8 protein-coding genes and 1 pseudogene are annotated in these 10910 nt (G+C 70.4%); 4 read left to right on the top strand and 5 right to left on the bottom strand.

Annotated elements, in window-relative coordinates:
- Window positions 1–164 precede the first annotated feature (164 nt).
- On the bottom strand, window positions 165–1148 hold the full coding sequence (locus ACFW9D_RS24810; protein WP_384624953.1) for a mechanosensitive ion channel family protein: 984 nt from the start codon (window positions 1146–1148) through the stop codon (window positions 165–167).
- 409 nt (window positions 1149–1557) lie between these two features.
- Between ACFW9D_RS24810 and ACFW9D_RS24805 the strand changes: the two genes are divergently transcribed.
- Window positions 1558–2808 (top strand): ricin-type beta-trefoil lectin domain protein, encoded by a 1251-nt coding sequence (locus ACFW9D_RS24805; RefSeq protein WP_384624950.1) that lies wholly within the window; start codon window positions 1558–1560, stop codon window positions 2806–2808.
- 149 nt (window positions 2809–2957) lie between these two features.
- Here ACFW9D_RS24805 and ACFW9D_RS24800 read toward each other — a convergent pair whose 3' ends face one another.
- The gene (locus tag ACFW9D_RS24800; protein WP_384624947.1) at window positions 2958–4775 is read right to left on the bottom strand and encodes a coagulation factor 5/8 type domain-containing protein; all 1818 of its coding nucleotides are present in this window, start codon (window positions 4773–4775) and stop codon (window positions 2958–2960) included.
- A 250-nt stretch (window positions 4776–5025) separates the two neighbouring features.
- On the opposite strand from ACFW9D_RS24800, the gene ACFW9D_RS24795 reads away from it, so the two are divergent.
- Window positions 5026–6078 (top strand): LacI family DNA-binding transcriptional regulator, encoded by a 1053-nt coding sequence (locus ACFW9D_RS24795; protein WP_384624944.1) that lies wholly within the window; start codon window positions 5026–5028, stop codon window positions 6076–6078.
- Window positions 6079–6187: 109 nt separating this feature from the next.
- Window positions 6188–7492, top strand: a complete 1305-nt coding sequence (locus ACFW9D_RS24790; protein ID WP_384624941.1) for an ROK family protein — start codon at window positions 6188–6190, stop codon at window positions 7490–7492.
- An 11-nt stretch (window positions 7493–7503) separates the two neighbouring features.
- Here ACFW9D_RS24790 and ACFW9D_RS24785 read toward each other — a convergent pair whose 3' ends face one another.
- Both ACFW9D_RS24785 and ACFW9D_RS24780 read right to left on the bottom strand, forming a co-directional pair.
- A complete protein-coding gene (locus ACFW9D_RS24785; RefSeq protein ID WP_384624939.1) occupies window positions 7504–7710 on the bottom strand; it encodes a hypothetical protein in 207 nt (68 codons plus the stop codon).
- Window positions 7711–7834: 124 nt separating this feature from the next.
- On the bottom strand, window positions 7835–8848 hold the full coding sequence (locus ACFW9D_RS24780) for a MerR family transcriptional regulator (RefSeq protein WP_384624936.1): 1014 nt from the start codon (window positions 8846–8848) through the stop codon (window positions 7835–7837).
- Window positions 8849–9144: 296 nt separating this feature from the next.
- Here ACFW9D_RS24780 and ACFW9D_RS24775 point away from each other — a divergent pair, with 296 nt between their 5' ends.
- Complete coding sequence (locus tag ACFW9D_RS24775; protein ID WP_384624933.1) at window positions 9145–9747, top strand: RNA polymerase sigma factor; 603 nt, start codon at window positions 9145–9147, stop codon at window positions 9745–9747.
- A gap of 68 nt (window positions 9748–9815) precedes the next feature.
- Here ACFW9D_RS24775 and ACFW9D_RS24770 read toward each other — a convergent pair.
- Window positions 9816–10769, bottom strand: a pseudogene (locus ACFW9D_RS24770) (cryptochrome/photolyase family protein); the annotation flags it as partial.
- Between the last annotated feature and the right edge of the window lie 141 nt (window positions 10770–10910).

Genomic DNA, 10910 nt, shown 5'->3' with positions numbered 1-10910 from the left:
ACCCCCGGAGACCCCCGGGAGTTTGTCCCCCGCTTGGCGCGCTGGGGGCGCCCCCGGGGGGGGGGGGCGCCCCCCCCCCGCCCCCCGCCCCCCCCCCCCGGGGCGGGGTTGCCCCTCGATGACGTCTGGCAGGCCCTGGTTCGACGACCTTGCCGAGGACGCCGTCAGCGCTGCGTGGGCACCGCCCCCAGCTCGCTCCCCTGGTCGTCGCTGCGCAGCCACACCGTGCGCTGCGGGAAGGGAATGTCGATGCCGGCCGCGTCCAGTGCCTCCTTGGTCCGGCGGCGCAGTTCACGGGTGACGGCCCACTGCTCGAGCGGCACGGTCTTGACCGCGATGCGGACCAGGACGCCGTCGGCGTCGAGCGACTGCACACCCCACACCGACGGATCCTCCAGCAGGAGGCCCTTGAAGGACGGGTCCTTGCGCAGGGCCAGCCCGGTCTCCTCGAGGACGCGGTAGACGGTGTCGAGATTGGCTTCGTAGGCCACGGCGACGTCCAGCACGGCGCGCGCCCATTCCTGGCTGTCGTTGCGCACACGCAGGATCTCGCCGTTGCGGATGTGCCACAGGCCGCCGTTGAGATCACGTACGTGGGTCAGGCGCAGGCCGACGTGCTCCACGGTCCCGACGGCCTCGCCCAGGTCCACCGAGTCGCCGACGCCGTACTGGTCCTCGAGCATGATGAGCAGGCCGGAGAGGTAGTCGGCGACCAGGCTCTGCGCACCGAACCCGATCGCCAGGCCGACCACTCCGGCGCTGGCCAGCAGTGGGCCGAGGGCGATGCCGACCTCGCCGAGGACCATGGCGGCGCCGATCATGAACAGGACGATCGTCACGGCGCTGCCCAGGACGGAGCCGATGGTGCGCGCACGCTGTTCCCGGCGCTGCCTGGCGTAGGTCCGGTCACGCTGCAGCAGCGTGGGGCCGCGCCCCGACGGCCGGGACACGGTCTGCTCGGCGTCGTTCTCGTTCTCGGACGGTTCCAGGATGTGCTGGACGACGCGGGCGATGGCCTTCTTCGCCACGATGCGGACCACGATCAGGCCGGCCACGATCAGCGCGATGCGCAGGGGTATGCCGACGAGGGCCGTCGTGTGATCACCTATCCAGCCCGACAGGTCTGCCGCCGACTGCGGCTTTGCCACCGGGTCGGAATGAGGGGACGTGTGCATCATCGGGTTGTTCGCTCCATTCCTCATGCCTTCATGGCTTCCGCCATGGGGTCAGCGGCATCTACCCGGAGCGCCCGCGAACATGGCGGCGAGTGTGTGAAGGACCGGAGACCTGCGGGCCACACGCCTCCCCCTTCCGTCGCCTCGGAAGGAGGCGGCCGGTCCGCCGACGGCAGCGCCCACCGGCCGCCCGTACTGCCAAGCCGAACTCCCCCGCCCCCGCGATTGGTCCAGACAAAAACCTTGACGCCTCCCCCGCCACTTCCTAGTTTCAAGTCGTGAAGTAAGCCCCCACAGGTTCCGGTTCAGCTTCCCCTGGCTGCATGTTTGGCATGCCCATGGCGATGCCGAGCCGACTCTCGCGGAAGCGATGTGATGCACCGTGCGTGCTCCATGGAGACTCCGACTGATCGGCGCGGCGGCCGCCGTCCTCTGCGCCGGCGCCACCCTCGTCCCAGCGAGTGCGGCCGGCGCCGCGCCCGCCGTCCCGGCCGCCCCGACGCTCGCGGCCGACTTCACCGAGGACTTCGACGGCCCGGCCGGCTCCGGGGTCGACACGTCCAGATGGAGCCAGGAGACCGGCGACAACAACGGCAACAATCACGAACGCCAGTACTACACACCGGGTACGAACAACGCCGCGCTCGACGGCAACGGCCACCTGGTCATCACGGCCAGGAAGGAGAACCCCTCGGGCTACCAGTGCTGGTACGGAACCTGCCAGTACACCTCGGCCCGCATGAACACCTCCGGCAAGTTCAGCGCACAGTACGGACATGTCGAGACCCGCATGAAGATCCCGCGAGGTCAGGGCATGTGGCCCGCCTTCTGGATGCTCGGCACCGACATCGGCAGCGTCGGCTGGCCGGGCTCCGGCGAGATCGACGTCATGGAGAACATCGGCCGGGAGCCCGGCACGGTCCACGGCACCCTGCACGGCCCCGGCTATTCGGGGGCGGGCGGAATCGGTGCCGGATACTCCCTGTCCTCGGGAGCCTTCGCGGACGCGTTCCACACCTTCGCGGTCGACTGGGCACCGGACAGGGTGTCCTGGTCCGTGGACGGCCACGTCTACCAGACCCGCACCCCGGCCGACATCGGCAGCAATCAGTGGGCCTTCAACAAGCCGTTCTTCCTCATCCTCAACCTCGCGGTCGGCGGCGACTGGCCCGGCGACCCCGACGCCTCGACCTCCTTCCCGCAGCAGCTCGTCGTGGACTACGTCCACGTCTCCACCGGCAACACCGGCAGCACCGGCCAGGCGATCAAGGGCCTGGCCGGCAAGTGCGTGGACGTCCAGGGCGCCTCGGCGGCCAACGGCACCCCCGTCCAGCTCTACGACTGCAACGGCACCGCCGCCCAGCAATGGTCGTTCAGCGGCAGCCAACTGCGCGCCCTCGGAAAGTGCCTCGACGTGACCGGCGCCAGTACGGCGAGCGGCGCGAAGCTCCAGCTCTGGGACTGCACGGGCGGCGGCAACCAACAGTGGACGTACAACGCCGCCACCCACGACCTCGTCAACCTCGCGGCGAGCAAGTGCATGGACGTCACCGACAACAACTCGGCCAACGGCACCCAGCTCCAGATCTGGGAGTGCAGCGGCAACGCCAACCAGAAGTGGACCATGTCGTGACCCCGCTCGGTCCGCACACCCCGGCAGACGTCCGTTCGTGAAGTCGCCAGGCGCGGAACACCTCGGGCGGGACCGGCCTTCGGTCCCGCCCGAGGTGCGGTGTGTCAGCTCTTGCGCTGCATGTCGTACAGGGAGCAGCCGAACCGGGATCAGGGGTAGGAGACCACGGTCGACGGCACGGTGTCGGAACCGGAGGTCGGGTTGCCGATGGCGTTGATGACGTGGGCGTACTGCCCCTTGCCGCCGAGGGAGACGACCAGCAGGTGGTGGAACTTCACGCCCGGGGCGGCCGGGGCGGCGAAGCCGTGTTCCTGCACGATGGTCGGGTCCACGTTGTAGAAGCAGTAGCTGCCCAGGCCCCAGCCCTCGTGGGTGGTGACGTGGTCGGCAACCTTGTAGGCGGCGAAGCCGCGCAGGTCGCCGTTCTGGATCGCGGCCTGGTTCGGGGCGTCGTAGGCCTTCTCGTTCTGGTAGAAGATCGTGCGCCCGCGCTCGCCGTTCCACTGCACGTCGTACTTGTTGAAGTGCTCGACGAACAGGCCGGTCGCCAGGACGTCGTCACCGTTGACGACAACGCCGTAATCAGCGCGGTTGGTCTCCCAGCCGACGCCGTCGCCGTGGTCGGCGCGCCACACCCACGTGTGGTCGACGATGGTGTGGCGGGCGTTGACGACGATGCTGGTCGTGGCCTTGCCCGCGCCGGCGCCGCCGATCCGGACGAAGACGTCCTGCACGGTGGTCGGGTTCGTGGCGTGCGCGGTGCTCGCGCCTTCGGGGCCGATCTCGACCAGCGTCCCGGAGTTGACGCTGCCCGCGTCGACCAGGAAGCCGGCCAGCCGTACGCCATCCACGTCGGCCGTCTTCAGCGCGGTCACGCCGCCGTCGGGGACGAGCGTGGCGTACCCGATGCCGAGGACCACCGTGTTCGCCCTGGTGACCTCGATCGGCTTGTCGAGGTGGTAGACGCCGGGCGTGAGCAGGAGGTTCAGCCCCTGGCCGAGAGCGGCGTTGAGGGTGTTCGCCGAGTCTCCCTCCTTGGCCACGTAGAAGCGGGACAGGGACAGCGACTCCCCTTGTGCGGTGCCGTTGCCCCAGCTCGTGCCTCGTGCGTTCGTGCGCAGGGCGGGAAGGAAGACGCGGTACTCGGTGCCGTCGAAGTGGAGGAAGGGCTTCTCCCGGGAGAACGGGGTGGTGTCCAGCGTCGTGTAGGGCGGGTTCGGGAAGGCGTCCGCGGGGGCGCCTTCGACTCCGGACTGCACCATGTTCCACACGCCGTTGAGCCAGCCGCCGACCGAGCTGTCGCGGGTGTACCACTGCTGCTGCGAGTACGGCTGGACGGTGCCGTCGATGCGGCAGTCGGCGATGTAGCCGCCGCTGGCCCAGCCGTATCCGGCGGGGGCGAGGTTCAGGTCGCCGCGCACGTGCATGCGCCGGAAGGGGGCGGCCTGTGAGACGGCCCAGCGGTTGGCGCCGCTGACCGGGGTCAGGGAGAGGTTCTCGGCCGAGCGCCAGAAGTTCTGGGTGGCGTTGCCGTCGAACCAGCCGGCGTCCACGGTGACGTCGCCGTTGATGTGCGTGTCGTCGGGCGACAGACCGAGGCCCATGATCGACGTGTAGAAGCCGATCTGGGCGTTGAGGCCGCTGTAGGTGCCGGGCTTGAAGAGCAGGGCGTATCGGCCGGTGCCGAACTGCGCCGACTCCTGCTGCTGGAACACCTCGTCCAGCTTGGCCTGGATGCCCGGAGTTGAAGGGTCGAAGACGAGGACGTTGGGCCCGAAGTCCGGGGCGGCGGCGTGCGCGCCCTTCGGCCGCTTCGCGGCCTGCGCCGCGGGACCCCCGCTGGCTGCCACGGCCCGCTGGGCGATCAGCCCGGCGGCCGGAACGGCCATCATGGCGGCGAGCGCCGTGCGGCGGGCGAGGGGGGTTGTGGCAACAGGCTCCGAAGTGGACCGGTGCTGCGCTGACATGGGCAACTCTTCTCGGTCGGGGGGTGGCTCGGCGTGCGCGCTCAGGAGCGCGCTGGAGGAGCGACACAACGACTTCATGTTCAAGAACTGAACCGAAACTGGTCGGAGAGCGCTCTCTCGTGTTGGATGGTTGTTCCTTTGAACTGAACAAGTCAAGAGGTGTGCACGGTCTGGTACGGACCAGCGCGTCAGAGCCATCTCCCCATCAGCACACGGGAGTTGAGGGCGCCCGGTTGCTATAAAGGACCGCATGAGTGTCGACGACCTGCGCCCGGTCCGCCCGGCGACCCTTGAGGATGTGGCCCGGGTCGCCGGGGTGTCACGCGCCACCGTCTCGCGTGTCGTCAACGCCAGGCCCACCGTCGACCCCGCACTGCGCCGCAAGGTGCAGGACGCGATCGAGGCCACCGGATACGTCCCCAATCAGGCAGCCCGCTCCCTCGTGACGCGCCGCACGGATTCGATCGCCCTGGTGGTGTCCGAACGGGAGCGGCGCGACGTCGCCGCCTCCTTCGTCGGCCGTGTCTTCACCGACCCGCACTTCGGCCGGGTGGTCGGCGGGCTGCTCGAGGTTCTTCGTCCCGCCGGGGTGCAGATGGCGCTGATGCTGGTGGACGACGAGGACTCCCGCCGGCAGCTCCTCTCCTATCTGCGCCGTGGCCATGTGGACGGCGCCGTGCTGATCTCCTCCCACTCCTCGGACCCACTGCCACAGCTCCTCTCGGAGACAGGCCTGCCGGCTGTGATCGCCGGAAACCCTGCCGGATCAGCGACGCTCCCGTACGTGGAAGTGGACCAGCGGGCGGGAACCCGGATGGCCGTCGACCACCTCGTCTCGCTGGAACGCCGACGCATCGGCACCATCACCGGCCCGCAGGACATGCCCGCCGCCCAGGAACGCATGACCGGCTTCCACCGGGCCCTCGCGGCCCACGGCATCAGCGACGCGCCCACGGCAGAGGGCGACTTCACCCAGGCCGGCGGAGCCGAAGCCATGCGTCGTCTTCTCTCCGAACATCCCGGCCTGGACGGCCTGTTCGTCGCCTCGGACCTCATGGCGCAAGGCGCACTGCTGACCCTGGAGCGCAGGGGTCTGCGGGTGCCCCACGACATCGCCGTGGTCGGCTTCGACGACAGCGAGGCCGCTCTCGCCTGCGAGCCACCGCTCACCACGATCCGCCAGCCGGTGGAGGAGATGGCGGCCGAGGCCGCTCGCCTGCTGCTCGGACAGATCACGGCACGCGAGGCCCCGCCCTCCTCGTCGATCTTCCGTCCGACCCTGATCGAGCGCGCGTCGGCGTAGGCATAGGTGTAGGCGGCATTCGAGGCGTGACTGAAATCTTGTGAGAAAAGCGGCCGCGGCCCGGGATGCGAGTATGTTGCACCGACTGACTTCGGAGGCGGTGGCCCAAGTGCACGCGACAAGTGGCCGTACGGTGCGTGACCTTCGGCGCGAGAACCGAACCGCCGTGCTCCGAAAGCTGTACTTCGAGGGGCCCCTGAGCCGCCTTCAGCTCGGTCCCGCCGTCGGGCTGAGCTCCGGCTCGATCAGCAACGTGGTCTCGGAACTCGTCGCCGAGGGGCTTGTCGAGGAGGCCGGAAGTGTGGACTCGGCCGGCGGGCGACCCCAGACCTTGCTCCAGGTCACCTCGGAGAGCGGCTACATGATCGGCGTCGACGTCGGCGAGACCCGCGTCCGGGTCGGACTCTTCGACCTCACACTCACAGAACTCGCCCGCGTGGAGCGGGCCTTGCTCAGTTGCGGCCCCCGGACCTCTCGCTACGAGGTCGATCTGGTCATCGATCACGTCCGGATGGGAATCGCGGAGGTCCTGCGCGAGGCCGGCATTCGCCCCGCGCAGCTTCTCGGCGTCGGCATCGGCGTTCCCGGAATCGTTGCCCGGACAGAGGACGGCGCCATCGTCCACGGACAGACCATCGGCTGGGACGCCGTTCCCTTCGAGCAGCTCCTGCGCCACAGCGTCGACCTCCCCGCCACCGTCCGCTACTGGATCGACAACGGCGCCAAGACCCTCGGCCAGGCCGAGATGTGGTTCGGTGCCGGACGTGGCGCACGCAGTGCCGTCACCGTCCTCTTCGGTTCGGGAGTCGGCGCCTGCGTCATCACCGACCAGCTCGGCTCCGGCCGCGCCCTCGAATGGGGTCATCTCACCGTCAACATCAAGGGACGGCGCTGCCGTTGCGGTTCCCGCGGATGCCTCGAAGCGTATGCGGGAGCCGAAGCGCTCCTTGAGCGCTGGGCGGAGGCGGGCGGCAACACCCCCTCCGACACCGACGAGGAGACCGCCCTCACGGCCATGCTCGACGCGGCCTACCCCACCCGACCCCGCGCGGAGCCCGACTCCACCGCACGCGCCGTCCTCGAGGAGACCGCCGACTGCCTCGGCGCCGGTTTCGCCAACCTGATCAATCTCTTCCAGCCCGAACGCATCCTCGTCGGCGGCTGGGCCGGTCTCCAGCTCGGCACCCGCTTCCTCGACACGGTCGCTCGGCACTCCGCTCAGTACGCCCTACGGTATCCAGCCAGCCGCACCACCATAAGCCTGGGCACTCTGGGCCCGGAGGCGGTCACGGTCGGAGCAGCGTTCCTCCCACTCATGGACTTCTTCTCACGTGGCGGCCGCCGGCTCGAAGCCGCAGCGACCACACCCGGCCCTGCCGGGAAAACAGCGCTCAGCGCTCGCGTCTCCCGTTGAGACGGTCACCCCTAGAAGTTCGGGTCGACCTCCCGGCGGAGCTTGGTGTCGATCACCCAGTGGGGCCGCCTGCCCATGTGCAGCTCCTCGTAGTGGAGTTGCATCGAGAGCTCGGCAACCCGCATCGGCGACTCGGACTCGTCTCCCAGGCAGAGGATGTATCCACACGTGGTGCAGCGGGCGAAGTAGATCGTGTCCCTGCCTTTGGGCCTGCGCATGCGCCCTCCCTGACGGTTCCACCGGGTTGGATAGTTACACTATCCAAGACGACAGGCCGTCGGGACATGGCTTGGGCAGGATTGGCCGAATCGCGCTGTCTCCGCCCGCACCAACCAGGCACCCTTACTGCACGCTCGTGCGGTACATCGACTCGAGAAGCGCCAGGCCGGAGGCGAGTCCGGTGAGGCGGCTCGCTCCTGGCTCCGCCGGTGCGTCGGCCCAGCCAGGGCCCGCGAGGAGGACCAGGGGATGACTCCGGGCGCCGCGGACGCCCCATTCAAGGGCGAGGAGCGTGCGGACCATGCTCATGTCCGCGGTCTCGCGGGACTGCGACCAGAGGACGACGGCTGCCGGACCGAGTCGCCGGGCCGCCGATTCCAGAGCCTCCTTCGGCAGCGCGGCCCCGAAGATCCGGGCGGGCAGGGCCCGCTCGGTGAGCGCCGCCCACAGGGCCTCGCTCGGCAGACTGTGCTGTTCGTCCGGCATGCAGGCGAGCAGGACCGGCGGGCGCCCGTCCGTGGCGGACGTACCCACCATGGCGGACGTACCCACCGACCGGAGCACGGTCGACACGTGCCAGGAGAGCAGGTGCTCCACCTCGACGTACGACTCGTCGGCCGTCGCCCACTTGCGACCGACCGCGTGCAGGGTCGGGGCGATGATCTGCTCCCAGGCCACCACGACCCCGTACGCGTCGACCGCGGCACGCAGTTGAGCCTGCACGGCCGCGGCGTCGAGCCTTACGGCAGCGCGTGCCAGGCCTCTGCTCTCCGGCCAGACCTGACCCAGCGGCAGGTCACGGAAGCCACCCGGGGTACGGGGGTGCGGCGCGGGGGCGGCGCGGTCCGTCGCGCGACCGTCCGCCGCCATCGCCAGCCGTGCCGCCTCTGCGGGCGCGACGCCCTGCGCGGTCAGCCGGCACATGTTCTCCATCCTGGCCACGTCTTCGGGTGACCAGCGGCGGTGGCGGCCCTCCTCACGGTGGCTGGGGCCGATGCCGTAGCGGCGCTCCCAGGTGCGCAGCGTCGTCTGGGCGACGCCGAGCCTGCGCGCGAGTGCTCCGGTCGTGAGGGCGGCGCCGACGGGCTCGTCCCGAGCCGTCTCCTCCGGCCCGCAGGCCGTTCCCCGACGCGTCACAGCCGATCCGACGTCAGTACGGTTCCCCGTACGAGGGCGGAGTGCAGACCTGCCGAGCGCGCCCCGACGTCCCGCACCTCACACACGTCACGGTGCCTGTTGCCGCTCATGTGCCCTCCTTCGTCCGTGCACTGGCAGTTCGGCCCACGACCACGGTTCGGTTGCAGTCCGTAAACGATGCATAAACGACGCAACTTGTGCATTGATTTTAGCGCGATCACTCTGGCGGCAGACGCGACGAGGTGCGCGTCGCCTGGTACGTCAGGGCCCGATGAGCTGCCCGAGGAGTGTTCACGATGACCACGACGCACAAAGTGCACCCGGAGCAAGGTTCGGCCACCGGGGCGGGGGTCCCCACCGATCAAGTGCTCGCCGAGGCGTTTCTGCGGGGCGACGAGGACGGCTGCAGGCAGATGTACGAGCGGTGGGCGGCCCTCGTGCACAACATCGCGAGGCGCGCGCTCGGCGACTCCCGGGATGCCGAGGACGTCACCCAGCAAGTCTTCCTCGCGGCCTGGCAGGGCCGCCGGGGATTCCGTCCCGAGCGGGGCAACGCCCCCTCCTGGCTCGTCGGCATCGCCCGGCACAAGATCGCGGACGCGCACGCGGCCCGCGCCCGTCAGGCCCGTCTCGCCGCCGCGGCACGGTCCGAGCAGGACATGCACGTACCGCTGCCGGAGGGACGGCTGGCGCAGCAGACCGTGGACCGCGTCGTGGTCCGGCACGAGCTGAGCCTGCTGCCGCCCGCGCAGCGGGAGGTCCTGTGGCTGACCTTCTACGCGGACCTCCCCCAATCGCAGATCGCCGCCCGCACCGGGCTTCCTCTGGGCACGGTGAAGAGCCATGCCCGCCGGGGAATGCACACGCTGCGGCTCCGTCTGGACCAGCCCGCGCACTGACGCGTCGTCCATCGTCCTGTCCCGCGTGGAAGCGCGGTCCATGCGCACCGACGGGGCCATCTGGTCCCTCAGTCCCGGCCGCGTGCCTGCTTGAAGCGGGCCAGGCCGTCCGCGAGGTCGATCAGCGGTTCCGGGTAGCCGAGCCCGGCCCTGGTCTCGCGGGGCAGCCGCCAGGGCTCGTGCACCAGGCGGTCCTCGACGCCCTCGAGTTCGGGCACCCAGCGGCGGACGTACGTGCCGCGCGGATCGAAGCGCTTGCCCTGGACGACCGGGTTGAGGACGCGGTGCGGGCGGGTGTCCGTTCCGGTGCCGGCCACCCACTGCCAGTTGAGCTGATTGTTGGCCACGTCCCCGTCGACGAGCAGGTCGAGGAAATGCCGGGCACCGATGCGCCAGTCCACGTACAGCGTCTTGGTGAGAAAGCTGGCCGTCAGCAGGCGGGCGCGGTTGTGCATCCAGCCCTCCTCCCGCAGTTGCCGCATGCCGGCGTCCACGACCGGATAGCCGGTGCGGCCCTCCCGCCATGCGGCGATGTCCTCCGCCGCGTCGTCCTCACCCCGCCACCGGTCGTTCCGGGGCCGGTAGTCCGCGGCCGCCGCTTCGGGGCGGGAGGCGAGGACCTGGCGGTGGAAGTCGCGCCAGCACACCTGCCGGATGAACGCCTCCGCCCCCGGGCCGCCGTGCGCGCGGGCACGGTGGACGGCCTCGACGGGCGAGAGGGCCCCGAAGTGGAGGTAGGGCGACAGCCGGGAGGTGGCGTCGCCCGCCAGGTCGTCGTGCCGGTCCTCGTACCGGGACAGGTCACCGGCGCCCCACCACCGGGCGCAGCGGGCCCGGCCGGCCGTCTCGCCGCCCTCGGGGAGTCCGGGCGAGGTTCCGTCGACGTCCTTCGACGACGGCGGGCCCTCGCCGCGAGCCGCTTCGGGGACGCGCACGGTGCGCGGTGCCGGCAGCGGCTCGCGCTGCGGCACCTGCGACCAGCGGCGGAAGTACGGGGTGAACACGCTGTAGTGGTCGGTGTCGGGGGCGGGGGGGGGGGGGTTCGGGGGTGCGGTGTGGGAGCGTGGGGGGGGGGGGGGGGGGGGGGGGTGTTGGGGGGGGGGGGGGGGGGAGTTCTTCGTCCGCGTTCAGCACGTCGAGGAGGCGGCGCAGGTCGGTGAGGG

The sequence above is a fragment of the Streptomyces sp. NPDC059524 genome (assembly GCF_042749255.1).
GTDB lineage: Bacteria > Actinomycetota > Actinomycetes > Streptomycetales > Streptomycetaceae > Streptomyces > Streptomyces xanthii.
Note: the sequence above shows the minus strand (reverse complement) of the source record. Positions and strands in the feature narration are given on the sequence as shown.

Bases quoted from the DNA above. Each gene is read 5' to 3' on its own strand.
- ACFW9D_RS24800 (WP_384624947.1), bottom strand. From the start codon at position 4,775: ATGTCAGCGCAGCACCGGTCCACTTCGGAGCCTGTTGCCACAACCCCC.
- ACFW9D_RS24795 (WP_384624944.1), top strand. From the start codon at position 5,026: ATGAGTGTCGACGACCTGCGCCCGGTCCGCCCGGCGACCCTTGAGGAT.
- ACFW9D_RS24785 (WP_384624939.1), bottom strand. From the start codon at position 7,710: ATGCGCAGGCCCAAAGGCAGGGACACGATCTACTTCGCCCGCTGCACC.
- ACFW9D_RS24775 (WP_384624933.1), top strand. From the start codon at position 9,145: ATGACCACGACGCACAAAGTGCACCCGGAGCAAGGTTCGGCCACCGGG.